The organism is Nocardia anocheti, from assembly GCF_029675105.1.
Lineage (GTDB): Bacteria > Actinomycetota > Actinomycetes > Mycobacteriales > Mycobacteriaceae > Nocardia.
Genome location: NZ_JAQQFV010000007.1, coordinates 437,046 through 461,172 on the forward strand (window position 1 = coordinate 437,046; position 24,127 = coordinate 461,172).

20 protein-coding genes are annotated in these 24,127 nt (G+C 71.3%); 8 read left to right on the forward strand and 12 right to left on the reverse strand.

Annotated elements, in window-relative coordinates:
• Positions 1 to 2: 2 nt before the first annotated feature.
• From QC180_RS21035 to mftR, 6 genes are all read right to left on the reverse strand, one after another.
• Positions 3 to 2,333 carry a SpoIIE family protein phosphatase gene (locus tag QC180_RS21035; RefSeq protein ID WP_278264494.1) on the reverse strand — a complete coding sequence of 777 codons (2,331 nt, stop codon included), beginning with the start codon at positions 2,331 to 2,333 and terminating at the stop codon, positions 3 to 5.
• Positions 2,334 to 2,343: 10 nt separating this feature from the next.
• Positions 2,344 to 2,967 (reverse strand): SpoIIE family protein phosphatase, encoded by a 624-nt coding sequence (locus QC180_RS21040; RefSeq protein ID WP_278264495.1) that lies wholly within the window; start codon positions 2,965 to 2,967, stop codon positions 2,344 to 2,346.
• Positions 2,960 to 3,373, reverse strand: a complete 414-nt coding sequence (locus QC180_RS21045) for an ATP-binding protein (RefSeq protein WP_278264545.1) — start codon at positions 3,371 to 3,373, stop codon at positions 2,960 to 2,962. Before QC180_RS21045 ends, QC180_RS21040 begins: the two co-directional genes overlap by 8 nt.
• A complete protein-coding gene (locus QC180_RS21050) occupies positions 3,363 to 3,746 on the reverse strand; it encodes an STAS domain-containing protein (RefSeq protein WP_278264496.1) in 384 nt (127 codons plus the stop codon). Before QC180_RS21050 ends, QC180_RS21045 begins: the two co-directional genes overlap by 11 nt.
• A gap of 10 nt (positions 3,747 to 3,756) precedes the next feature.
• Positions 3,757 to 4,662: an STAS domain-containing protein gene (locus tag QC180_RS21055; protein ID WP_278264497.1), complete on the reverse strand. Its 906-nt coding sequence runs from the start codon at positions 4,660 to 4,662 to the stop codon at positions 3,757 to 3,759.
• Between the two features lie 64 nt (positions 4,663 to 4,726).
• Complete coding sequence (gene mftR, locus QC180_RS21060) at positions 4,727 to 5,380, reverse strand: mycofactocin system transcriptional regulator (RefSeq protein ID WP_278264498.1); 654 nt, start codon at positions 5,378 to 5,380, stop codon at positions 4,727 to 4,729.
• A 66-nt stretch (positions 5,381 to 5,446) separates the two neighbouring features.
• On the opposite strand from mftR, the gene mftE reads away from it, so the two are divergent.
• The 3 genes from mftE to QC180_RS21075 are packed head-to-tail and all read left to right on the forward strand — an operon-like array spanning position 5,447 to position 7,968.
• On the forward strand, positions 5,447 to 6,151 hold the full coding sequence (gene mftE / locus QC180_RS21065; protein ID WP_278264499.1) for a mycofactocin biosynthesis peptidyl-dipeptidase MftE: 705 nt from the start codon (positions 5,447 to 5,449) through the stop codon (positions 6,149 to 6,151).
• Positions 6,148 to 7,392, forward strand: coding sequence for a pre-mycofactocin synthase MftD (mftD, locus tag QC180_RS21070; RefSeq protein ID WP_278264500.1), 1,245 nt, complete (start codon positions 6,148 to 6,150; stop codon positions 7,390 to 7,392). The genes mftE and mftD overlap by 4 nt, the downstream gene beginning before the upstream one ends.
• 48 nt (positions 7,393 to 7,440) lie before the next feature.
• Positions 7,441 to 7,968, forward strand: a complete 528-nt coding sequence (locus QC180_RS21075) for a hypothetical protein (protein WP_278264501.1) — start codon at positions 7,441 to 7,443, stop codon at positions 7,966 to 7,968.
• Between the two features lie 15 nt (positions 7,969 to 7,983).
• On the opposite strand, the gene QC180_RS21080 is transcribed toward QC180_RS21075, so the two are convergent.
• Entirely contained in the window at positions 7,984 to 8,514 is a 531-nt protein-coding gene (locus QC180_RS21080; protein WP_278264502.1) for a MarR family winged helix-turn-helix transcriptional regulator, read from the reverse strand.
• A 259-nt stretch (positions 8,515 to 8,773) separates the two neighbouring features.
• Here QC180_RS21080 and QC180_RS21085 point away from each other — a divergent pair, with 259 nt between their 5' ends.
• The 3 genes from QC180_RS21085 to QC180_RS21095 all read left to right on the forward strand — a co-directional run bounded on the left by QC180_RS21085 (position 8,774) and on the right by QC180_RS21095 (position 12,526).
• The gene (locus tag QC180_RS21085) at positions 8,774 to 10,450 is read left to right on the forward strand and encodes a fumarate hydratase (RefSeq protein WP_278264503.1); all 1,677 of its coding nucleotides are present in this window, start codon (positions 8,774 to 8,776) and stop codon (positions 10,448 to 10,450) included.
• Between the two features lie 62 nt (positions 10,451 to 10,512).
• Positions 10,513 to 11,889 (forward strand): AarF/UbiB family protein, encoded by a 1,377-nt coding sequence (locus tag QC180_RS21090; RefSeq protein ID WP_474646502.1) that lies wholly within the window; start codon positions 10,513 to 10,515, stop codon positions 11,887 to 11,889.
• A gap of 121 nt (positions 11,890 to 12,010) precedes the next feature.
• Entirely contained in the window at positions 12,011 to 12,526 is a 516-nt protein-coding gene (locus QC180_RS21095) for a M15 family metallopeptidase (RefSeq protein ID WP_278264505.1), read from the forward strand.
• 55 nt (positions 12,527 to 12,581) lie between these two features.
• Here the strand turns inward: QC180_RS21095 and QC180_RS21100 are convergent, their stop codons facing one another.
• Positions 12,582 to 13,718: an epoxide hydrolase family protein gene (locus QC180_RS21100; RefSeq protein ID WP_278264506.1), complete on the reverse strand. Its 1,137-nt coding sequence runs from the start codon at positions 13,716 to 13,718 to the stop codon at positions 12,582 to 12,584.
• Positions 13,719 to 13,810: 92 nt separating this feature from the next.
• Between QC180_RS21100 and QC180_RS21105 the strand changes: the two genes are divergently transcribed.
• Complete coding sequence (locus QC180_RS21105) at positions 13,811 to 14,782, forward strand: helix-turn-helix transcriptional regulator (protein ID WP_278264507.1); 972 nt, start codon at positions 13,811 to 13,813, stop codon at positions 14,780 to 14,782.
• A 138-nt stretch (positions 14,783 to 14,920) separates the two neighbouring features.
• On the opposite strand, the gene QC180_RS21110 is transcribed toward QC180_RS21105, so the two are convergent.
• The 4 genes from QC180_RS21110 to QC180_RS21125 form a co-directional block, all read right to left on the reverse strand.
• Entirely contained in the window at positions 14,921 to 19,279 is a 4,359-nt protein-coding gene (locus QC180_RS21110; protein ID WP_278264508.1) for a TIGR02680 family protein, read from the reverse strand.
• Positions 19,280 to 19,281: 2 nt separating this feature from the next.
• On the reverse strand, positions 19,282 to 20,649 hold the full coding sequence (locus QC180_RS21115; protein ID WP_278264509.1) for a DUF2398 family protein: 1,368 nt from the start codon (positions 20,647 to 20,649) through the stop codon (positions 19,282 to 19,284).
• The gene (locus tag QC180_RS21120; RefSeq protein ID WP_278264510.1) at positions 20,646 to 22,202 is read right to left on the reverse strand and encodes a TIGR02677 family protein; all 1,557 of its coding nucleotides are present in this window, start codon (positions 22,200 to 22,202) and stop codon (positions 20,646 to 20,648) included. Before QC180_RS21120 ends, QC180_RS21115 begins: the two co-directional genes overlap by 4 nt.
• Positions 22,203 to 22,276: 74 nt before the next feature.
• Entirely contained in the window at positions 22,277 to 23,374 is a 1,098-nt protein-coding gene (locus QC180_RS21125) for an NsdA family TPR-like regulatory protein (protein WP_278264511.1), read from the reverse strand.
• Positions 23,375 to 23,749: 375 nt separating this feature from the next.
• On the opposite strand from QC180_RS21125, the gene QC180_RS21130 reads away from it, so the two are divergent.
• Positions 23,750 to 24,055: a hypothetical protein gene (locus QC180_RS21130; RefSeq protein WP_278264512.1), complete on the forward strand. Its 306-nt coding sequence runs from the start codon at positions 23,750 to 23,752 to the stop codon at positions 24,053 to 24,055.
• Positions 24,056 to 24,127: the final 72 nt, after the last annotated feature.

Sequence of the window (24,127 nt, forward strand, 5' to 3'; positions counted from 1 at the left end):
GGTCAGCGCGCCGGTAGCTGGTCCAGTTGGTCGCGGCGGGTGCCGCGCAGGGGATTGGCGGTGGGGAAGGTGATCGAGGGCAGCGTCACCCACATGCGCACGCGGGTGCCGCTGTCGTCCTGGGTGAACTCCAGGTCCTCGGTGAGCACCCGCATCATCTCCACGCCGCGACCACGGAAACCCGGATCGGTGGGGGTGGGGATCCAGCGCCCGTAGTCGGTGACCTCGAGCACGACGCGATCGCCCTCGCAGGTGGCGGTGAGGGTGACCCGGCCGGGTTCGCTGTCGCGGTAGGCGTGTTCGACGCTGTTGCTGCACGCCTCGTTGGCGGCGGCGACCAGGTCGGCGGCCAGGTCGTGCGGCACCGCGGCGGTGGCGAACCAGCGGTAGAGGCCGCGGCGCAGGCCGGTGAGTTCCGCGGCGGCGGCGGGGATGTCGACGTGCAGGGGTTCGGGCGGCTGGCGGTAGACGACCATGGCGACGTCGTCGTCGTAGCCCGCCGCCGGGGCCAGCCGCGAGAGCACCGCGTCGGCGACATCGCGGGGCAGGGCCGCGCCGGTCTCGCTGAGCACGTCGGCGATCTTGACGAAGCCCTCTTCGATGTCGTAGCCGCGCTGCTCGACCAGACCGTCGGTGAACAGCACCAGGGTGGCACCCGGCGGCAGCGCGGTGGTCGCCTCCGGTCTGCGCGGGGTGTCGAAGGTGGCCAGCGGCACGGCGCGTCCGCCTTCGAGGACCCGGCCGGGCCCGCCGGGCGGCGCCAGCACCGGCGGCATGTGCCCGGCGTTGGAGTACCGCACCATCCCGCGCGTGGGATCGAGCACGGCCGCGCACACGGTGGTACACATCGCGCCCGGAATCCGCGCGGCGACGGCGTCGAGTTCGGCCAGCAGCTGGGCCGGTCCGGCCCCGCGCAGCAGCAGCGCCCGCGCGGCGGTGCGCAGCTGACCCATCACCACCGCCGCCGAGAGGCCACGGCCGACACAGTCGCCGACCACCACGCCGATCGTGCCGTCGCGCAACGGCACCACGTCGTACCAGTCGCCGCCGATCTCGAGCGGCGGCAGCGCGGGTTCGTAGTGCACCGAGAACCGCGGGGGCAGTTCGATCGGTCCGAGCATGGCGCGTTGCAGCGTGAGCGAGGTCGCGCGCGCCTGATCGAAGTTGCGGGCCCGCTGCAGGGCCACGCTGAGATGGCCGACCAGCAGCGAGTACAGCGCCCAGTCCGCCGCGCTCACCGCGCGCGCGGAGCCGAAGCGCACCCACAGGGCGGCGTCGCCGGTCTCGCCGAGCGGGGCGACGACCGCCTCGACGCCCTCGTCCTCGCTGGTCACGGCCGACAGCCCGCGTCCGGTCTGCCTGCGCGCGCGGTCGAGCAGGCCGCGCACCTCGTCGTCGAGCGGCACTTCCGGACCCACGCCCTCGCGCACCGGCGTCGCGGTCGAGGCCGCCGACGCGGCGGTCAGCTCGGGTCCGGCACCGGCGGGCGGGGCACCGCAGGAATACACATCGGGCCGCCCGGTCCGGCTCGGCCACACCGCGACCAGCGCGGTCTGCGCGCCCATGGTCCGGCGCAACTCGTCGAGGCCGACGGCGAGCACCTCCACCATGCTGGTGGCCGCCCCGACGGCGGTCGCCAGGCGCGAGGCGGCCTGATCGCGGGCCTGCGCGTCGTGTTCGGCGGTCACATCGCGCACCGTACCGACGAAGATGCGCTCGTCGTTCTCCTGACGCACCAGCGAACTCGCGCTCACCGCGAGCCAACGTTCGCGGCCGTCGCGGTGACGCACCGGCATCACGAAACGGGAAGCCTCCGTACCGATCTGGGGGTATCCGGCCCGATCGGGCAGCGCCCACGGATGCGGCAGGGTGAACGGCACCTCGTCGGCGCCGTAACCGGTGAGCACGCCGAAGGCCGAGTTCACCTCCTCGATGGTGCCGTGCGCGTCGGCGACGAAGAAGCCGTCCTGCAGCGATTCCACCAGGGCGGTGCGGAACGCGTCGCGCCCGGCCAGATCCTCGGCGCGGGAACGCTGCTGCTCGTAGCGGCGGGTCCCGTCCAGGTAACCGCGGGTGGCGATGTCGAGGGCCGCCATGGTCTGCAGCAGGAACTCCAGCGCCACCTCGGCGATACGCGGATCCGCCTGCGCCTGCGGGAATTCGGCGACCGCGCGGAAGTGGTGCTCGGTCAGGTCGAGCAGACTGATGCCCTCGACCAGGGCTCGCCTGCCCAGGTCGTAGCCCTCGGACAGCCCCTCCTGGCCGGGCGCGGCGACATGGCGGCCCAACGCTGCCGAATAGTCGTCGAGAAATGCGGCCAGGACGGCGCTCATCGGCAACCTCTCATGGGCAGGCGCCGCGGAATCGGGCCGCGAGCACCAGTGCGTCGTCGGTGTCCTTGGCATCGCGCGCGAGCAGGTCGTGCGCGATGGCCGAGGCCGGGCGGGCCAGATCGATCGACTCGGGGCCGACGGCCACGATCCCGTCGGTGGCCATCAGCAACAGGTCGCCGGGGCGGATCGGCAGGGTCTGCGGTTGCAGGTGCGAGGGCAGTCGGTAGCCGACGATGCCGCCGGTGAGCAGCATGGTCGCGCGCAGTTCCGGCCCGGCCGGACCCAGGGTGAGCAGCCGCGATTCGACATTGCCGACCCCGAGCCACTGCAGGGTCTCGCCCGGCCCGATCAGCGCCAGCGACACCGCGGCCCCGCGGGTCTCGACCATCGCGCGATGGCACAGCACCATCAGCACGTCCAGCGGTTCGCCGCGATTGTCGGAGAGGATGACCGCGGCCCGCTCGGCGGCGTCGGCGGCCGCGCCCCCGTGGCCGAGACCGTCCAGGACGCCGAAGAGCACCCCGCCGTCACCGGTGTCCAGGACGAGCGCCCGGTCCCCGGAGACGTCCTGACCGGGCAGTGCCCGACCGGCCGTCGACCATTCCGTGCGGCCGATGATCCCGTCTTCATGCACCGTCGGGTACCCACTTCCACATCTCGATCAACGTTCCGCGACCCGGGGCGGAATCGATGATCAGCCCGTCCATCAAACGGCGTGCGCCGGGCAGACCGAGGCCGAGGCCACGGCCGGTGGAATAACCGTCCTCCAGCGCGCGGGGAATGTCGCGGATACCGGGACCCTGGTCCTCGGCCTGGACGATGAGCGAACGACGACCGTCACGCTGATCGACGAGCAGCCGGATCTCGCCGCTGCCCGCGTAGCTGGTGATATTGCGCGCGATCTCCGAGATCGCGGTGGAGATCATGGTGCGATCGGTGAGGGTGAAGCCGAGTCGGGCCGCCAGCTCGTGTCCGGCCTGGCGTGCTGTCACGATGTCCTCGGACACCTTGACCGCGATCGCAACCTGCTCAGCGGCCACTGTCACGACCGTCTCGTCGGCTGCGGGGGTGCCGGTTCAGCCAGGCCAGGCCCTCCTCGAGGTCCAGTGCGGTGTGCATGTCCTCGAAGGTGAGGCCCAGCTGGACCATGGCGAAGGCGACCTCGGGCTGGAGCCCGACGATGACCGTCTCCGCGCCGCGCAGCTGGGTCATGTGCGCGATGGTGCGCAGCGAGCGCGCGGCGAAGGAGTCCATCACGTCGATCGCGGTGACATCGACGATGATGCCGGTCGCGCGATAGCGACTGACCTGCTTCATCAGGTCGTCCTGGAGCCGCTCGGTATCGGAGTCGGTCAGCGCCGACTGCACCGAGGCGATCAGGTACGTGCCCTGTTTGAGGATGGGAACCGGCATGGTGGAGGTATCAGCGCCCGTCGCGCTCGCCGAGGCGTTCGGTCACGCGTGAGACCTCGTAGCCGAGCAGCCGCTCCGCCTCCTCGATGCCACCCTGCAGGTCACCGACGGCGTTCATCTTCGACAGGTCCAGGCCGATGGTCACCAGGGTGAGCGCGATTTCCGAGGACAGGCCGGTGATGATGACATTGGCGCCCATGAGGCCGGACGCGTCGACGGTCTGCACGAGGTGGTTGGCCACCACGGAGTCGATCGCGGGCACACCGGTGATGTCGATGACGACCACCTTGGCGCGATTGGCGCGGATGGCGCGCAGCAGCTGCTCGGTGAGCTGACGGGCGCGCTGGGAGTCCAGCACACCGATGATCGGCAGGATGAGCAGCTGCTCGCGCACCTGCAGCACCGGGGTGGACAGCTCGCGGATGGCCTCCTGCTGGCGGCTGATCACGCGCTCGCGCTCCTGTACGAAGGAGACACCCACGGTGTTGGCGATGCGGTTGGCGGCGGGCTCGTAGGCGTCGAGCACCTGGTTGAGCATCTCGAAGTTGGACTGGTATTTGGAGAACAGTGAGCGGGCCAGCACGTCGCGCAGCAGCAGCACGATGCCGAGCACCTCGTCGGTCTCGACGCCTCGCGGGATGATGCGCTCGGACAGGTCGCGGGCGTAGGCCTGCAGGGCCTCGACGCTACCGGTCTCGAGCACCTCGACGTAGTTATCGAAGATCGAGGTGGCCTCGGAGAAGATCTCCTCCGGGGTCATGGCGGTGAGCAACTGGGCCTCGGTGATGCGCCGGGCCCATTCCTCGCGCAGCGCGGTGCGGTTCTGTCGGAGGTGTTCGACCAGCTGGGGGAGCAGGTTGTCGACAGGGCGTGCGGGCAGCGAATCCGCCGAAAGACTCGTGGACACCTCGGACATGGAAACTCCTGCCCCTTTCGACGGACATTCTTCGTGCGCACGGCGCGCATCGATTCGAGCCTACTCATACCCCATCGGTGCCGCTGCCCAAACGTGTGGGTTGCGTCGCACCGTCGAGCACATCGGGAGCAAACCCCCGTTCCAGCGCCCCCAGCGCCCGATCCAGGTACACGGTGAGGTCCGCGTCACCCCGTTCGATCCAGGCGTCGTAGGCGGCGCGGGCCGCGGCCAGGGTGGTGCGCCCGACCGCCAGCGGCACCAGATCGTTCGCGGTGGTCCCCAGGCGCCGGGCGGCGAACTCGCCGACCGCGCGTTCCCAGGCGTCGTAGTGCGCGCCCGCGCCCGCCGAGAGCGCGGGCACCGCCGAGACCAGCCGCATCCGGGTGCGCAGCTCGGGAATGTCCTCGGCGCGGTAGTGGTTGGCGGCCACCACGATCCGGCGCACCGCCGCCATCATCGGCTCGTCGTCGGGGACGCCCGCGAAGGCTTCGCGCAGGTCCTGGACCTCGCCGTCGAACTGGTGCCAGAGCACCTCGGCCTTGCTGGGGAAGTAGCGGAAGAAGGTGCGTTCGCTGACACCGGCCTCGGCGGCGATGCGTTCGACGGTGACGTCGTCGAAGCCGTGCTCGGCGAACAGACACAGGGCGATGACTTCGAGTTCGCGGCGCGTGGTGCGCGGCGGGCGGCCGCGGTGGGGGCGCGGCGTCGGGGCGGACATGGATACAGCGTAGGGAGGAACTCCCGACCCCTTGATTATGTCAGTGGCTGACGTTAATCTTCGGTCATGTTCGTGGCCCACCTCACATGGCCCGAGGCGGGTGCATGCGCCGCAACGGGAGTGATCCTGCTCATCCCGCTCGGCGCGACCGAGCAACACGGTCCGCATCTGCCGCTGTCCACCGACAGCGACATCGCCGCCGCGCTGTGCGCCCGCGTCGCCGCCGAGCGCGCCGACGTGCTCGTCGCCCCGGTCGTGCCCTACGGCGCCAGCGGGGAACACGCCGGTTTCCCCGGCACCCTCTCGATCGGGCAGGCGGCGCTGGAACTGCTGGTGGTGGAACTGTGCCGCTCGGCCACCGACACCTTCGCCCGCATCGTCCTGGTCAACGGACACGGTGGCAATGTCGAGACGCTGCGCCGCGCGGTCACGCTGCTGCGCGCCGAGTCCCGCGACATCCGGCTGTATTCCCCGGGCTATCGCGGTGACCCGCACGCGGGCCGCACCGAGACCTCCCTCCAGCTCGCGCTGCACCCCGAGCGGGTGCGCGCCGAGCTGGCCGAACCGGGCGACACCCGCGACCTGGCCACCCTGCTGCCGCTGCTGCGCGCGGGCGGTGTCCGCGCCGTGAGCCCCAACGGGATCCTCGGCGATCCCACCGGTGCCGGAGCCGAGGAGGGCGAGTCCCTGCTGAAGCTCGCCACCACCGCACTACTGGACGACCTGGGCCGCTGGTGGCCGCAGGATCATGAGGAAGGACCCCGTCGATGAATCCCTGGTTCGAGACCGTCGCCGAAGCGCAGCGCCGCGCCCGCAAGCGGTTGCCGAAATCGGTGTACGGCGCGCTGATCGCGGGCTCCGAACGCGGCCAGACCATCGAGGACAACCAGACCGCCTTCACCGAACTCGGCTTCGCCCCGCACTGCGCGGGCCCGATCGGCGAGCGCGATCAGTCCACCACCGTGCTCGGACAGTCGATCTCGATGCCAGTGCTCATCTCGCCGACCGGCGTGCAGGCCGTGCACCCCGACGGCGAGGTGGCCGTGGCCCGCGCCGCCGCCGCGCGCGGAATCGCCATGGGGCTCAGCTCGTTCGCGAGCAAGCCGGTCGAGGAGGTCGTCGCGGCCAATCCGTCGACCTTCTTCCAGCTGTACTGGTGTGGCGACAAGGACCAGATCCTGGAGCGGATGGGTCGGGCGAAGGCGGCCGGTGCGGTCGGCTTGATCCTCACCCTGGACTGGTCGTTCTCGCACGGGCGCGACTGGGGCAGCCCGGTGATCCCGGAGACGCTGAACCTGCGCGCCATGATGAAGTTCGCGCCGCAGACCCTCGCGCGCCCGCGCTGGCTGGCCACCTACCTGCGCTCGGGCAGCATCCCCGACCTGACCGCCCCGAACATGGCCGTCGGCGGCGGCGCGGCGCCCGGCTTCTTCGGCGCCTACGGCGAGTGGATGCAGACCCCCGCCCCGGACTGGGACGACGTGGCCTGGATCTGCGCGCAGTGGGACGGTCCGGTGCTGCTCAAGGGCGTCATGCGGGTCGACGACGCGCTGCGCGCCGTCGACGCGGGCGTGGCGGGCATCTCGGTGTCCAACCACGGCGGCAACAACCTCGACGGCACCCCCGCCGCCATCCGCGCGCTGCCGGTGCTCGCCGACGCGGTGGGCGACCAGATCGAGGTGCTCCTCGACGGCGGCATCCGCCGCGGCAGCGACGTGGTCAAGGCCGTGGCGCTGGGTGCGCGCGCCGTGCTGATCGGTCGCGCCTACCTGTGGGGTCTGGCCGCCAACGGTCAGGCCGGGGTGGAGAACGTCCTCGACATCCTGCGCGGCGGCATCGACTCGGCCCTGCTGGGCCTGCGCAAGACCTCGGTCACCGACCTGACCCGTGACGACATCGTCGTCCCGGCCGGTTTCGAACGCGCGTTGGGGGTGCCTTCGGGGGAAAACCATTCCGGTAAACGGGATTTCACGAATACCGAGGAGGTCGTCGGCGCCGCGTCCGCTGGCTAGGATCGCTTGCGGCCGTCGGACCGGCGGCCGCGAACGGGAGGGGGAGTCGTGGACGTGGCAGCGAGCGAGCGGGATCGGCGCGGCCGGATCATGAAGTCGCGCAGGGTGTCCTACACCCTGCCCGCCGTGGTGGCGATGGCGCTGGTGTCGGCGGGCTGTGCCACCACCCAGCATCCGGCCCAGCGGGCGGCGACCACCACGGTCACCACCACGACCAAACCGCCGATCACCACGACGACCACCCCGCGGCCGACGACGACCACCCGCACCCCGACGTCGACGACCACCGCCCAGCCCACCGCCGTCGGGATCTGCCTCGACACCACCACCAACACCCGCGTGGTCGACAGTCAGTGCGACACCTCCGACATCAGGTACTCGCGGTTCTGGTACCAGCACACCGACACGCTGCTCTATCCCGCCGTCGGGGCCGCGGTGGCCCTGGCCGCCGGGAGTTTCCTGCGCCCGACCGGGGGCACCGTGCACGACCGGGGCGCGCCGGTCGAGGGCGGCACCATCACCCGTGGCGGACTCGGTTCCAGCCGCCCGGACACCGGCGGGTCGGGCGGGTCCTGACCCGGTCGGAGGCGCTCAGGCCGGGTCCGGGGAGGGCTCTCCGGGTTGCCCGGCGTGGCGGCCCCGGCCGGTGGGGGTGAAGCCGACCCCGGTGCTGCGGTGGTGGTCGACGAGGACGTCGTAGATCTCGGCCAGCGCGGCGAGCTGGTTGCGGTCCAGGACATCGATCATGTGTTTGCGCACGCTGCGCACATGCGCGGGCGCGGCGGTGGTGAGCAACTGACCGCCCGCGGTGGTGAGCCGGGCGACGGTGCGGCGCGCGTCGTGCGGCATCGTCTCGCGCGAGACCAGGCCGCGCTTCTGCATGCGGGTGATCTGATGCGAGAGCCTGCTCTGCGACCACTCCAGCGCCCCGGCCAGGTCGGCGAAGGTCAGCCGCTGACCCGGCGCGTCGGCCAGATAGACCAGCACCGAGTATTCGACATAGCTCAGATTGGCCGCCCGGCCCGCGTCGCGTCCGATCGCCGCGGCGATCAGGTCGCGGGTTCGCACGTAGCCGAGCCAGGCGCGCATTTCGACATCATCGAGCCACTGTGGATCCGTCACGATCGAGCTCCAGATTCTCCGGTGCAGGCTTCGGGGTGGAACGGTGCACGCCCGCCACCGTCCGGAGAATGGGTAGCACCGTTTGGGTTGAACGTGCAACCTCGACCTTGGTTCGGCTCGACCGCCGCACGTCACAAAGGGTCGCCTTACCTGCGGCGCTGTGTCGGTGGGTCGATAGGCTTCGCTCTGCTTTTGTGACCAGCCCCGGCTGGTGCTCCGCCGTGATGCGGTGCCCGCCCTGCCCGAAGGAGTGCGATCCGTGACCGCGCCGGAGTTCCGCTATTCCGATCTGCTGCCGATCGGCGCCGACGAGACGCCCTACCGTCTGCTCACCACCGAGGGGGTCAGCACCGTCGAGCACAACGGGCGCACCTTCCTGCAGGTCGAGCCCGAGGCGCTGCGCCTGCTCACCGAGACGGCGATCCACGACATCAGCCACTACCTGCGCCCCGCGCACCTGGCCCAGCTGCGCAAGATCATCGACGACCCGGAGTCCTCGGGCAACGACCGCTTCGTCGCGCTGGACCTGCTCAAGAACCTCAACATCTCCGCGGGCGGCGTGCTGCCCATGTGCCAGGACACCGGCACCGCGATCGTGATGGGCAAGAAGAGTGAAGGCGTGCTGACCGGCGTCGACGACGCCGAATGGATCAGCCGCGGCGTGTACGACGCCTACAACCGCCTGAACCTGCGCTACTCCCAGCTGGCCCCGATCACCATGTGGGACGAGAAGAACACCGGTTCCAACCTGCCCGCCCAGATCGAGCTGTACTCGACCGAGGGCACCCCGGACAACCCGGTCTACAAGTTCCTGTTCATGGCCAAGGGCGGCGGCTCGGCCAACAAGTCGTTTCTGTACCAGGAGACCAAGGCCGTCCTGAACCCCGAGCGCATGCTCGAGTTCCTCGACGAGAAGATCCGCTCGCTGGGCACCGCGGCCTGCCCGCCGTATCACCTCGCGGTGGTCATCGGCGGCACCAGCGCCGAATTCGCCTTGAAGACCGCGAAATACGCCTCCGCGCACTACCTGGACAACCTGCCCACCAAGGGCTCGATCACCGGCCACGCCTTCCGCGATCTCGAGCTCGAGGAAGAGGTCTTCCAGCTCACCCGCGAGTTCGGCATCGGCGCCCAGTTCGGCGGCAAGTACTTCTGCCACGACGTGCGCGTGGTCCGCCTGCCCCGCCACGGCGCCTCCTGCCCGGTCGCCATCGCCGTCTCCTGCTCGGCCGACCGCCAGGCGCTGGCCAAGATCACCAAGGACGGCATCTTCCTCGAGCAGCTGGAAACCGAACCGGCCCAGTACCTGCCGGAGCAGACCGAGGACATCCTCGGCGGCGACGTGGTCAAGATCGACCTCAACCGCCCGATGGACGAGATCCGCACCGAACTGTCGAAATACCCGGTGAAGACCCGTCTCTCGCTCACCGGCCCGCTGGTGGTGGCCCGCGACATCGCGCACGCCAAGATCAAGGAGCGCCTCGACGCGGGCGAGCCGATGCCGCAGTACCTGCGCGACATGGCCGTCTACTACGCGGGCCCGGCCAAGACCCCCGAGGGCTACGCGTCGGGTTCCTTCGGTCCCACCACCGCCGGTCGCATGGACTCCTACGTCGACCAGTTCCAGGCCGCGGGCGGTTCCATGATCATGCTCGCCAAGGGCAATCGCTCCGCACAGGTCACCAAGGCCTGCCACGAGCACGGCGGCTTCTACCTGGGCTCCATCGGCGGCCCGGCCGCGCGCCTGGCGCTGGACTGCATCAAGAACGTCGAGGTGCTCGAGTACCCCGAGCTCGGCATGGAAGCCGTCTGGAAGATCGACGTCGAGGACTTCCCGGCCTTCATCGTCGTCGACGACAAGGGCAACGACTTCTTCGCCGAGACGTCCAAGCCGATCGCGCTGCGCGTGCGCACCCGCTCCAAGGAACGCGTCTAGCCGGTGACCTGTCGCGTGTAAGGTGACGCGCGACAGGACACGCCAGGGTGACGGGGGTTCGGATGACAGCCACCGGGGTTCCTGGCGGGCGGATGGCACGCGGTGCCAAGCTGGGCCAGCTCGCCGCTGGTCAGGCGATGCGCGGGGTCGGTCGGCGGCTGTCGATGATCGGGCGCACCGACGAAGCCCGGCAGGTGCTGGCCGAACGCTCGGCCATGACCGCCGCCCAGCAGATCGTCGCGGTGCTCGGCAGCATGAAGGGCTCGGCGATGAAGCTGGGCCAGATGGCCTCGGTACTGGACCTGGACTTCGTCCCCGAGATCCACCGCGAGCAGTTCCGCGAGCAGTTGGCCGCCCTGCGGGACCAGGCCCCGGCGGTGCCGTTCCCCAAGATCCGCCGGGTGCTCGAGGACGATCTCGGGCCCATGGGCCGGGTGTTCGCCGAGTTCGACGAGACGGCGATCGCGGCCGCCTCGATCGGCCAGGTGCACCGGGCGCGGCTGCGCGACGGCCGCGAGGTGGCGGTCAAGATCAAGTACCCCGGTGTCGAGCGCGCCGTGCACGCCGATATCGGCAATCTGGAATTCCTCGGCAAGATGGGCCGCTCGGTGCTGCCCAGCGTGGCCGACACCGGCGTACTCGACGAGATCGCCAACAATCTGCGCAGCGAACTGGACTACCTGCGCGAGGCCCGCACCCAGCACCGGGTCGCCCAGCGCTATCGCGGCCACCCGCTGGTCCAGATCCCCGACGCGATCGCCGAGCACTGCTCGCACAATGTGCTGGTCACCGAGTTCGTCGACGCGCGCCCCTTCGCGCACATGCAGACCCTGCCCGACGCGGACCGCGACCGGATCGGCGAGCTGATCTACCGCTTCTACATCGGCACCCTCTTCGCCGAATACGAGTTCTGCGGTGACCCGCATCCGGGCAATGTGCTGCTCGCCGCCGACGGCCGACTCGCCTTCGTCGACTTCGGGCTCTACAACGAAATGGACCCCGTCCACGTCGATTTCGAGCGGTCGTGCCTGCGCGCGGCCGCCGAGGGGCGCCCCGAGGACCTGTACGCGGCCTGGGTCGAACGCGGCATCATCGACCCGGAGGCCGGAGTCACCGTCGAGGAATGCGAGGCCTACGTCTGGGCGGTGACCGGCTGGCATCTGCTCGACGAGCGGGTCACCATCACCCCCGAACTGGCCACCGGTGCCGTGCTGCTCGCCGTGGACCCGCGTTCCTCGGAATTCCAGGGCATGCACCGCCAGTTCCTGCCGCCCGAACACATCTTCTCCCGCCGCGCCGACCTGTTCACCTTCGCCACCCTCGGCCAGCTGCGCGTCACCGCGAACTGGCACCTGCTGGCCCGGGAATGGCTCTACGGCGAGCAGGCGCACACCGAGATCGGCCGCGAATTCGAGCGGTGGCGGCGTCGCGCGCGCTGAATTCCCCACGGACGCATCGGTTTTCGTGCTGTGATCCGCTCGATCGGCATCGACGTGGGGTGATCCCGGCCTGGTGGGGCCGCGGGGCCGGGGCCGCCGACCGGCCGATAGACTTCCGCCTATGACGACTGCGCTCGGCCGCGTGGCCGACCGGATCCTGGTGACGGCCGCCGCCGTCGCGACGGCGGCCACGCTCGGCGCCGGTCTGGCCGACGCGCAACCCGGCGCGGGCCCGCGCGAACAGTCGCAATCGGCCGCGGGCACCGAGGGCCTCGACCCCGCCCTGGCCGCCGCCTACACCCTCGCCGAGCAGCAGGCCCACGCCGAGGGCGTCCCGCTCTCGATCACCTCCGGCTACCGCACCCCCGAACAGCAGGAACAGCTGTGGCAGGACGGCCTGGCCACCTACGGCGACCCCGCCGAAGCCCGCCGCTGGGTCCTGCCCCCCGCCGAATCCACCCACGTCTCCGGCCACGCCATCGACGTCGGCCCCCAGGTCGGCGCCCACTGGCTCGAGACCAACGGCAACCGCTGGGGCCTGTGCCGGACCTTCGACAACGAATGGTGGCACTTCGAGTTGGTCACCGTGCCGGGCACGCCGTGCCCGCCCACCGTGCCCGACGCCAGCATGCGCTGACCCGGTATCGACGCGGGGGCCGGACGTTGTGGTCCGGCCCCGTGTCGAGCTGACCTCAGCGCAGGGCGGCGAAGAAGGTCCTGATGTCGGCCACGTGCGCGGTCGGTTCCTCCATGGCCACGAAGTGGTTGCCGGGGTTGCCCTCGGGCCAGTGGGTGATCTTGTTGTCGCGTTCGGCGAGCTTGCGCATCAGCGGTGACCCGCCGCCGTAGACGCCGGTCGGCACGAGGTGCTGGCCGACGGGCCAGCCGAAACCGCCGTCGCGCAGGCCCTCGTACATCGGCCACGACGAGCTGCCCGTGGTCTGGGTGAACCAGTACAGCGCCACATTGGTGAGGATGTGGTCGCGGTCGATCACGTCCTCGGCCAGGTCGGCCATCGGGGTGAACTCCTGGAACTTGTGCATCATCCAGGCCAGCAGGGCCACCGGGGAATCGTTCCAGCCCAGCGCGAAGGTCTGCGGCGCCGCCTTCAGCAGGGCGTGATGGTCGACGCCGCCGGTCATCCACTGCTGCATCTCGTCCCACTGCGCGCGGTCCTCGGCCGTCATCGTCGGCACGTCGGCCTCGATCGGCATGCCGATCCCGCCGTCGAGGTGGACGCCGATCACGTGCTCGGGGGCGGCCAGGGCGAGCTCCGGGGCGATGTAGGCGCCGAGGTCGCCGCCCTGGGTGCCGTAGCGGTCGTAGCCGAGCCGGTCCATGAGGGTCGCCCACATCCGGGCCACCCGCGCCGTCGTCATCCCGGACTCGGTCGGGGCGGCGGAGAAGGCGAAGCCGGGCACCGAGGGTACGACCACGTGGAAGGCGAGCGCCGGGTCGAGTCCGTGGGCGCGGGGATCGGTGAGCGGGCCGATGACGCGGGTGAACTCGACGAACGAGTTCGGCCAGCCGTGGGTGAGCAGCAGCGGCACCGCGTCGGGCTCGGGGGAGCGGACGTGGACGAAATGCACGTCGAGACCGTCGATCTCGGTCAGGAACTGGGGGAAGGCATTGAGCGTGGTTTCCTGTGCGCGCCAATCGAACTCGGTCGCCCAGTAGTGCGCCAGCTCGCGCAAGTAGTGCGCGGGCACCCCGCGCTCCCATCCTTCGCCCGGCAGCTGCGCGGCCCAGCGGCTGCGGGTGAGCCGGTCGGTCAGATCGTCGATGTCGGCCTGCGGGATGTCGATGCGGAACGGGCGAACAGTGCTCATGGGGTCGAACTCCTCGATCTCGTCGGTGTGACATCGACACTAGAAGTCATCTAGGACAGTTCCGGTCCTAGATATGGGAGAGAATTCTGACCATGACCGACACCGCCGCCCGCCTGCTCCGCTTGCTGTCCCTGTTGCAGACGCCGCGTGAATGGCCGGGCAGCGAACTGGCCGCGCGCCTGGGCGTCACCGATCGCACGGTGCGCCGCGATGTGGAACGGCTGCGCGAACTCGGCTACCCGGTGCTCGCGGCCATGGGCGCGACCGGGGGATACCGCCTCACCGCGGGCTCGGCGCTGCCGCCGCTGGTGCTCGATGAAGAGGAAGCCGTCGCGGTGGCGGTGGGCCTGCGGGTGGCCACCGGCCAGGCCGTCGCGGGCATCGAGGACGCGTCGGTGCGCGCGCTGACCAAACTCGAACAGGTGCTGCCCGCGAAGCTGCGCCGTCGGGTGCGCACGATCGGGTCGGCGGTCGCGGTGCGGGTCGGCGACGGCCCGACGGTCGACCCGGAACTGCTCACCACCCTCGCCGCCGCCGTGAGCAATCGGGAACGCCTGCGCTTCGACTACCGGGACGCGGCGGGTACCGCCTCCCGACGGCACGCGGAGCCGCTCGGCGTCGTCGCCTCGGGCAGACGCTGGTACCTCGTCGCCTACGACCTCGACCGCGACGCCTGGCGCGGCTACCGCGCCGACCGGATCGAGAATCCCCGCCCCACCGGCGCCCGTGTACTCGCGAGGGATCTCCCCGCCGCCGACCCGGCCGACTACATCGCCGGACGCCGAACCGACTGGGCTACACCGGAATACCGCGCCGAAGTCGCCATCGACGCGCCGATCCAGCGCGTCGCCGGACGACTCGGCGAGGAACCGGGCACCCTCGTCGCCGACAGCGACACCACCTGCCGCCTCACCGGCACCCGCGACGACGACCCCGCCTGGCTGGCCGCCCGCCTGACCACTCTGGGCGTTGCGTTCCACGTCCACGACGGCCCCGAACTCGTCACCCACCTCCGCGCCCTCAGCACCCGCCTCACCCAGGCCCTCACCCCGCCGGACCCGTGAGCACCGGCCGGTCGACGTACCGGCGCCACGTCTCGTGCGCGCGCCCCGCGATCGCGGCGACCGGATCGGGTCAGCTGTCCGTCGCAGGTCCGTCCGGTATGCCCTCCGGGTGAGTCCACCCGCCGCGGTGTCGGAGTGTCAGCCCACCGTGGCGGGTTCGCCAGGCATGCCCTCCAGGGTGAGCCCGCCCTCGATGGTGTTGGGGACGCGGCGGCGGTTGGGGGAGCCCAGCGCGGTGGTCAGGTCGCCGCCGTCGTGTTCGGCGAGCAGTTCGCCGCTGTCCCAGACCAGCAGGGTGGCGCTGACGGTGTTCTCGGCGGTCGAGTGCGCGAGATCGTAGTGCGCGCAGCCGGGGACGTGGCCGTAGGTGATCCACAGGTCGTAGCCGGTCATGAACAGGTCGAGATCGAATTGCACACTCAGGCCCAGCAATTCGCTGCGGCCGTTGTCGTCGACGCCCGCGAACGCCTCGTCCAGGGCGAGCAGTCGCGGGGCCTGCGGATCGGCGGAATCGAGCATCACGTGCGCGGCGGCGAACAGCGGCAGGTGCAGCGAGACCGACTGCTCGCCGCCGGACAGGGCGCTGTGCCGGGCGACGGTGAGCTTGTCCTCGGTGCCGTCCCCGGAGATCAGCGTGAACGAGAACACCCGCCACGTGCGGTAATCGAGGGTGGCGGCGAGGATCTCGGGATAGGAACGTTCGGGGTGGGCGCTGCGGGCCGCGCGGATCTCGGCGGCGAAATGCGCGCGCACCGCGCCGAGATCGTCCTGGCTCAGCGCGGCGGTGTCACGATCGAGCAGCTTGCACATGGCCCGCGCCGCCTCCGACAGCCCGTCGGCGAGCACCCAGTGCACACCGATGGTGTTGCCCGAGGACATCCGCCGCTGCTTCATCTCCGCGCCCATCCGGGAGATGAGATCCCTGGCGTCGGTGGTGCGTTCGTGGATCTGCTGGGCCAGGCCGGTCAGCAGCGCGTCTTCAAGGATGCGGCGTTCGGCGTCGGTGAGCAGCAGTTCCTGATCGCGGCGCGCGGCGTCGATGCGCGCGGCGAAATCGGCGAGCGCGGCCTGACCGTTCTCGTCGTGCACGGCGACCACGGTGAGCCCGTCGGCGGCGTCCCAGTGCAGGCGGTAGTCGCGACCCGACGCGGTGAGGGCGGCGTCGAACTCCTGCAGGGCGGCGGTGACCGCGGAGCGGGTGGACTTGCGGCCCGCCTCGGTCGCGCGCACCGAGGCGGTGGCGGTGTCGAGGTCGGCGTAGAGGGCGGCCACCTCGTCGGGCAGCACGATCGGGTCGGTCTCCGGACCCGCGGCGACGATGCGGTATTGCAGTTGCTCCGGGGTCAGCCAGGCGGCGTCTCCGGCGGGCCAGCGGTGGTCGGTGGCCGCGCCGAGCAGGCCGAGCAGGTCCGGGCGGGCGTAGGGGGCCAGGGAGCGGACCTCGGCCAGCACCTCGGTGAGCGCGGTGGCCAGTGCCTCGTTGGCGGCGCGGTAGGCGGCTTCGGCGTCGCCGACCGCCTCGATCGCGGCATTGGCGGCCTTGCGCGCGGCCCGCTGTTCGGCCTTGGCGGCGTCGATGGCGGCGCGGGCGCCGTCGAGCTCGCGGTCGATGTCGGCGGCGCTCGCCCCCAGCGCCTCGCGCAGGGTTTCGAGTTTGCGCTGCTGCTCGGTGAAGCCGAGGCGCGCGGCCTCGGCCTCCTCGGCGAACGCCTCGGCCAGCGCGCGGGCCTCGTCGTGCCGGTCGGCGCCCTCGCGTTCGCGTTCGCGCTCCCGATCGTGTTCGGCGCGCAGCCGCGACAGGCCCGTTCCGGTGTTCTCGAAATGCCGGATGGCGGCGGCCAGCGCGTCGAGTTCGCGGGCCTCGCGCGGGGTGCGGTGCGCCTGCGCGGCGGCGCGCACCTTCTTGTCGAGCGCGGTGACCTCGGCGACGGCCTGATCGAGCTCACGCTCGGCCTGCGCCGCCGCCTCCACCCGCGACCGCATCAGACCCGCCGTCTCGGCGACGGCCCGCAGCGCGGCGGTGACCGCCGACGGCCGGGGCAGCGCCTTGGCCGCCGTGGCCAGTGCGGTCGATGCCGCGGTGGCGGCGGCCTCTTCGGTCTTCGCCGCCTCGACCTCGGCGGTCGCGGCCACGATGGCGGCTTCGATCTCGGCCAGCCGCAGCTCCCGCCTGCGCGCCCGCGCGGTGGCACCGAGGAACTCCGCCTCGGCCTTGTGATGGCGGCCGACGAGCACCCCCGACCGGAACTCGCCCGCGGTGCCGACGACGATTCCCGGCGCGTCGGCCGTGGTCAGGACTCCGAGGCTGACCCCGGTCGACGACGACGAGTCCCGCAGCGCGATGGACGCGAGTACGGCCGCGACGGTGTCGGCGGGCACCGTGCGCTCCGGTGAATCCTCTTCGACCACCAGGACATCGGCGAGGGTGCGGCCGGTCGGCCGCTGCTCGGCGGGCAATGGGAGCAGGAAGTGCTCGGACTCGACGTGCGCGGGCAGCTCGGGCCCGCAGACCCAACTGTCGAGCAGACCACTGGACTGCAACGCCGCTTCGACGGCCGCGGCCTCGGTGGCGGTGACCGCGTCCGCGAACCGGACGAGCCGCCACAGGGGTGCGCCCGGCAGATCGTCGCGAACACCGTTTCTGGCGGGGTGCGGTGGGGGAGCGTCGTCGTGCTGCGCGGCGATCTGGGTGCGCTCGGCACTGAGCGAGGCACGACGGGCGGCCGCCGCGCTCGCCCGCGCTCGCGCCTCCTGGCCACGCGTACGGATCCGCTCACGGAGCGGCTCCGAGTATTCGGCCACAATCTCTGGGCCAGAAGGGGTTTCGTCATTGCCTGCGGCGGCGACGGCATCGCTCAGCGCGGCGAAGAGCGCTGCGGCATCGCCGCCGGTCGATCCCCTTCCGGCGATCGGTTCGCCATCACACGCGGACCCGCTGCTCGCGGCGTCTGTCGTTGCGCTCCCGGCGCCGAGAATCGCCCCGGTATCGTCGGCGCCCGATGTGAACACCGACGCGTGCGTTTTCCACCAGGACCGCAGGGCGGTGGCGGATTCGGTGCGGGCCAGTGTCACCGCGGCCTCGGCGTGGGCCACCTCGGCGGCCGCGGCCTCCCGCAGTTCGACGGCCCGTTCGGCGAGGCGTTCGGCGCGGGTGCGTTCGGCGGCGGCGGTCTCCCACCTGCTCACCGCCTTGCGGACCGCGCGGACATCGGCGTCGCGTTCCTCGGCGTGACCGCGCACGGCGGCGGTGAACTGGTCGCCACGGCCGTCGGGAGCGGGTGGGGTCCACTCGATGCCCGCCTCCTCGGCGGCCGCGCGGACGGCGTCCTCGCCACGGGCCAGAGCCGCGGCGGCGGTGCGGACCGCCTCGGCGGCGCGCTCGGCCTCCTCGGCGCGGCGCTGGAGGGTCTGTCCGGCCTCGGCGGCCTTGTCGCGGTGGACCGCGGCGGAGGATTCGAGGCGGCGCACGGCGTCGGCGAGGTCGTCGAGCTGCTGTTTGCCCTCGTAGGCGCTGGAGCGTTGCAGGTTCTCCCGGTCGGCGATGGCCTGCTCGTAGGAGTGGTCGGCCGCCTCGGCGCGGGTCTCGGCCTCGGCGCGGTCGGCCTCGCGACGGGTGCGCAGCGCGGTCGCCGCGAAGACGGCGGTGGCGGCATGGGTGACGGCGTCGAGCCTGGTCCGCACCTGGTCCACGTCGGTCTTGGCCTGCACGGCCAGGTACTTGCGGTAGACATCGACGAACTTGCGGGTGGCGGTGTCGGCCTGGACGAGCCCGTCGAGGGTGCGCCCGACCTCCTCCATATCGCTGAAAGAGCGCGCCGCGTCGAGGATCAGCTGTTCGTCGAGCGGGCGCAGACCGTCGGTGAGCGCCTGGGACAGGCCGCGCGGATCGAGGTTCTTGGCCAGCTGCGGGCGGCGCAGCGTGAGGATCAGATTGATCAGCTGGTCGTAGCGCTGCACGCCGAGCCCGAACATGCGCGCGTCGATCGCGGCGCGATACTCCACCGGCCGGTCGACGATGGCGTCGCCGCCGATCTGTTCGGCGAGCTGCTTGCGGGTCAGTGGGCGGTCGTCGGGGCCGATGAGCGAGAAGTCGACCCCGGCGCGGCCGTCGGCGACGAAGTACCAGCGGGTCACCTTGTCCGAGGACCTGATGGCGCGCATCCCGATGCCGACGGTGACGACCTCGGGGTCGTCCCAGCCGCCGCGCGCGAACTCCATCCACACATACGAGTACGCCGATTCCTGCTTGCGGTACAGCAGATTCGACTTCATCGTGCGCTCTTCGCCCGCGAACGGGTTGAGCCTGCGCGGCTCGATCCGGCCGTCGAGCACGAACGGGAACAGCACCTCGAGTGCCTTGGTCTTGCCCGACCCGTTCGGGCCGCGCAGCACCAGGCGGCCGTCGGCGAAACAGAACTCCTGGTCGCGGTAGTCCCAGAGATTGACGATGCCCGCGCGGGTCGGGATGAAACGCACTCCGCCGTGGATGAGCGACATGCTCAATTCCCTCCCACTCCGGTGCCGCCGGTATCGGCGGCGGTGACGAACAGTTCCTCGGTCTCGCGCACCCGCACGGTGACCACCGCGCCCCGGTACCGGGCCAGCGCGGGCAGCACCAGCAGCCCGTCGGGCACCGGCCGCACCAGCCGCAACCGGGCGAGCAGGGCCAGGACCTCCGCGCTCAGGGCGCCGGGGTCGGCCTGCCACTGCGCGGCGAAGGTGGCGCCGTAGCGGTCGGTGAGCGCGGAGACCGTGGACCGCACCCAGGCGTGGTCGAGGAACGGCAGGGGCGCCGGTGCGCTCTCTTCGCTCCCCTCGTCCAGCGGATCGTCGCCGTCGGTCTCCTCGGCCAGCGGCGCGAAGACCCCCGAGGCCGGGATGGCCGCGTCGAGCTGGGCGATCAGCGCGTCCTCGGCCGGGTCCGGAGGCGGCAGGTGCGGCAGCGGGTGGTCGAGATCGAGGACGGCGTCGGCGATCTCGCCGATGAGCAGCAGCGCCACCTGGGCGAGGGTGCCGGTGCCGGGGAAGCGGGTGTCGGAGAGCCTGCCGGAGGTATCGATGAGCGCGACACCTTCCGCGCGGCGCTCGGCGCGCAGGCCCGTGCAGTACTCGACCTCGCCGACGACCCGGTCTTGGCCCAGCAGCGCGCGTTCGGCGGGGGAGAGGTCGTCGAGATAGACGACGGGCCGTTCCACCAGGGCACGTCGGACCCGGCGGGCCTGATCGGCGGATGTCTGTTCGGCCTCGTCGTCGAGCAGACCGCGCACGCTGTGCAGATGTTGCAGGGCGCGCGGTGGACGGAACAGCGCGAAGACGACGGGCCGGTCGATGTCGTAGAGCGCCTCGCCCGCCTCCGGATCGCTGGCCCAGCCGCCCGCGTCACCGTCGGCCAGCGTCAACGCCCCGCGCGCGCCGAGCCAGCCGATCGCGTCGACGAAGGCGTCCCGATCGGCGGCCCGATCCGTGGACAGCTCGAGCCCGTCGATCCCGCCCGCGTAGTCGGCGACGTGCTCGGCCAGCTCCGACAGCGTGATCTGGTCGCCCGCGCGACCGAGCGCGGCGAGCGCCAGCGCGAGATAGGCGTAGCGGCGACGGTCGAAGACCCGATCGTTGACGCTACGCGCCGGACGCGCGTCGTCTAGGCGATCGTGTACGGGATAGAGCCGGGCCGTGGTCTCGGTGACCTCGAGCCGATAGCCGAACAGCTCGGCCAGGTCCTCCCGCAGCTCGGTGGCCCACCGGCGCACCAGCGGCAAGGCGATCCGATCCGGATACACCCGGGTGACGAGGTGATGGGCCAGCATCACCCGGGCAGCGCGCTGATAGCTGTCCAGGGCCAGCGCATCGATCCGACGCCGCTGCTTCATCGGGCCGCGCCCCGCTTCACCGTCGCGCGCACCTCGAGTCGGCGGTTGTTCACGTGCAGCAGCCCGGCGGCGGTGCGGATCACGGTCGATCCGTCACACGGGCGCACCGTCAGGGTGACCCCGTTGTCCGAACCCGTGGTGCCCTCGACCCGTCCGCTCACCGGCACCCACGCCGTCGAGGCCGCGTCGAGCAGCCGCAGCAGCACCTCGGTCTCGCGCTGGTCGAGGACCCGCTCGTGCACATTGCCGCCCGCCAGCGAGGCCGCGGCCGCCGCCCGCTCCCGCTGCGCGGCCAGCTGGGCCTCGCGCAACCTGCGTACCCCCGCGTCGTTGCGCGCGATCCGCGCCGGTGCGCCCGCGGCCGGGGCCCGGCCGGTCTCGGCGAGGGTGCGGGAGATCTCCAACGGCGGTGCGTCCCACCAGGACCGGTGTGCCGGGATCAGCTCGGCATCGGGATGCTCCAGCGCGAAATGGCGCGGTCGGCCCAGCCCGAACACGGCGTCGTAGAGGGCGTGCGCGGCCGATGTCGTCGGGGTGTCGACGAACCAGGTGGCCAGGTGGCGCAGCGCCGACTCCCGGCTGACACCCCCGCGCCGCGTCTCGGTGACCCGCCGCAACAGCGACAGCACCGCCGCGATCGCGCTCATCGTGGCCTCCCGCAACCGGTCTGCCTCGCAGGTGTCGCCCGGTTCGCCCGCCGGGACGAACCAGGTGCGCAGCCCGTCCCAGCGCGCGCGCCAGTCGGCCTCGCGCTCGTCCGCGCTCACCAGCACCCGCTCGTCACAGCTCGCCGCCCGACCGATCAGCGCGTCCACCCCGGTCCGCTCGACCTCGCCGATCGCCGTCGCCAGCCGCGGCGCGAACCGGGCCAGATCCATGCTGAACTCGCGCATGTGCGCCAGCAGGGCGTCCTTGTGCGCGAGGAACGACTCCGGCGTGATCTCGGTGGTGCGCACCAGGTCACCCAGCGACAGATAGAAATGCGCGGCCCGCGCCGCCAGATCGGTGAGCGCGGCGTCGAGCCTGCGCAGGGTGGTGTAGACGCGTTCGGCGTCGCCGTCGCGATTGGCGGCGGCCAGGGTGCCCAGGTCGGCGAGCAGTTCGGGCAGGACCAACCGCGACAGCGACGCGTCGTCCATCCGGGCCGCCAGCACCCCGGCCACCGCCCGGTACGCCTGGAAACCGGCCTGGGCGAACTGGTAGACGTAGTGCCGGTTGCGATACTCGGCCAGGGTGGCCGCGCGGGTGCCGTCGTAGCTGCGTTCGAGCACACCCCAGCGGTGCAGCTGCTCGAGCAGCGGGCCGATCTCCGCCGAGGGCAGCGGCACCCCAACCGGGGCGTCGCCGCGACCGCCCGACTCGGTGCGGGCGATCCACTCGGCGACGTCGTCGGCGTGCAGGAGCACCACGTAGGCGGCGCGGGCGCTGTCGAAGGCGCGCAGCACCCGCAGGTAGTCGGCGCGCTTCTCGGCGGTCGCGAACGAGAACAGCCGCAGACGCTCGTCCCACAGGGCGGACACGGCGCTGGGCAGGCCGTCGGCGGAGTCGGTCACCGTAGAGAGGGTAGTGGGGCCCGATCCGTGCTCCGCCCGACCCGTCCCGGATCGGCGCGCCCCCGCCGCCGCGCTCACCCGACGTTGAGTGAACGCAGCTGTTCGAGGAACGTCTGGGTCCGCGGGTCACCCGGGAAGCGCTCGATGATCTCGCGCGCCGCCTCCCCGGCGATCCAGGCCAGCGAGGGCAGCGACTTGCGTCCCGGACCGAACGCGGCCACGCCCTCCTCGACGGCCCGCTCCAGATCGCGATCACGCACCGCCACCACGGCCAGCGTCAGCCGCGCCTCCGAGACGCGCATCGGGTTGCGCACACTGCCGTCGGGCCGGGTCGAATCGCGGATCACCTGGTGGGCATAGCGTTCGGCGAGCCGGTCCTGGCCCGCCACCCGGCAGCAATCCATCGCGTAGAAGTCGAATTTGGTGGCGTCGATGACGAAGTGGTTGTCCAGATCGGCCGGATGACCCATCCGCGACAGGATCGCCCTGCCCTCGTCGAGCGCGGTCTGCACCGCCCGCCGATCGCCGAGCCGGGCCCAGCCCTTGGCGCGCTGCGCGGCCAACTGCACCCCGACACTCATCGAGGTGGTTCCCGGCATCGCCTTCTCCGAGACCTCGATGGCGCCGCGAAAGTTGCCCTGGGTCAGGGCGAACCACGCCGACATCTCCGCCGCCCAGCCCACGATCTCGGGATTGCCCGCCTCCCGGCCCAGCGACTCCGCGGCCCGACGGGTGGCCTCGGCCCCGCTGCGGCGGCCCAGATCGTAGTCGACGCAACCGACCAGCAACGCCACCCACCCTGCCAGAACGAGGATTTCGCGATGCTGGCCCAGGGTGAGCCTGCCGTCGAGCAGTGAGGTGATCCGGCGCAGCCAGGCGGTGCCCTCGGCGTGCAGCGCGTGCGGTTCGGCGTAGGCGTATTCGCAGCAGAGCCTTTCGGCGGTGATCCGCACCGCGTCCAGGGTGGCGGTGTTGACATCGGACATCCGGAGTCTGCCGATGAACTCCAGTGTGTCCATACCCGTTGCCGATAACAGCTCGTCATCACGGTTGGGTCGGGCCTTGGGGAAGAACGCCGCCGTGACGGTGTCGAACGCGGCCGCGATGATCGGCGCGTAGAACTCGTCAGGTCGTGATTCCCCGGATTCCCAGCGGCGCCAGTTGCGCAGCAATGTACTGTCCGTTGGCAGGTTGTGGGAGGACTTGGCACGCATCGCGCGGACGGCATCGGCTTGCGACCACCCCCTCGCGTCACGTTCCGAGCGCATCCGGACAGCCCAGACGGGTCGATCATCAGTTGCGGTCACGGCGGTAGTATCCCACCAGTTAACGTTCGGCGTCCCGGATAGGGCATGTAGATGTCATCGGTTTGACATCTGCTGCCGCGGGCCACGATTGCGCATGCTGGTAGCAGGCGCTCGGCCCGCAGACCGGACGCCCGCCTCGCAGGAGAGCTTGCGGGGCAACGCAGTACCCCCGCGCGGCGCACGGCGCGGCGCGGGGGGATCCGACAACAGAACAGCGATCCCTATCCAACGGAGGTTCGGGTGGAAGCGTTGATCTATGGATACTTGCGTGACGATCTGGCCGAAGGCCAGGGCGATCAATTGGAGGATGCGCTACGTAGCCTCGCGCGTACCGCGGGAATGTGTTTCGCCGCCACGTTCCACGAATCGACCGCGGGCGACGGCGCCGCGTTCGCCGAACTCACCCAGGAACTCAAGCGCGCCGACGCGCACCACGTGGTGGTGCCGTCCCTGGATCACCTTGCCGGTCAGACGATTCCCCGTGACCTGCTGATCGCCAAGCTGGCCCACGAGGCGGCCGCCCAAGTACTCACCCTGGAGGTGTGACCATGTCCGGTTCCGCGGGATCCGAACCACCACATCGGTGACCGGGCCGTTCCCGCCGCACAGCCGGGCGCC

Coding starts and splice junctions, on each gene's coding strand:
- QC180_RS21110 (WP_278264508.1), bottom strand. CDS start 19,279: ATGTCGCTCATCCACGGCGGAGTGCGTTTCATCCCGACCCGCGCGGGC.
- QC180_RS21095 (WP_278264505.1), top strand. CDS start 12,011: ATGACGACTGCGCTCGGCCGCGTGGCCGACCGGATCCTGGTGACGGCC.
- mftR (WP_278264498.1), bottom strand. CDS start 5,380: ATGTCCGCCCCGACGCCGCGCCCCCACCGCGGCCGCCCGCCGCGCACC.
- QC180_RS21090 (WP_474646502.1), top strand. CDS start 10,513: ATGACAGCCACCGGGGTTCCTGGCGGGCGGATGGCACGCGGTGCCAAG.
- mftD (WP_278264500.1), top strand. CDS start 6,148: ATGAATCCCTGGTTCGAGACCGTCGCCGAAGCGCAGCGCCGCGCCCGC.
- QC180_RS21100 (WP_278264506.1), bottom strand. CDS start 13,718: ATGAGCACTGTTCGCCCGTTCCGCATCGACATCCCGCAGGCCGACATC.
- QC180_RS21035 (WP_278264494.1), bottom strand. CDS start 2,333: ATGAGCGCCGTCCTGGCCGCATTTCTCGACGACTATTCGGCAGCGTTG.
- QC180_RS21055 (WP_278264497.1), bottom strand. CDS start 4,662: ATGTCCGAGGTGTCCACGAGTCTTTCGGCGGATTCGCTGCCCGCACGC.
- mftE (WP_278264499.1), top strand. CDS start 5,447: ATGTTCGTGGCCCACCTCACATGGCCCGAGGCGGGTGCATGCGCCGCA.
- QC180_RS21050 (WP_278264496.1), bottom strand. CDS start 3,746: ATGCCGGTTCCCATCCTCAAACAGGGCACGTACCTGATCGCCTCGGTG.
- QC180_RS21115 (WP_278264509.1), bottom strand. CDS start 20,649: ATGAAGCAGCGGCGTCGGATCGATGCGCTGGCCCTGGACAGCTATCAG.
- QC180_RS21105 (WP_278264507.1), top strand. CDS start 13,811: ATGACCGACACCGCCGCCCGCCTGCTCCGCTTGCTGTCCCTGTTGCAG.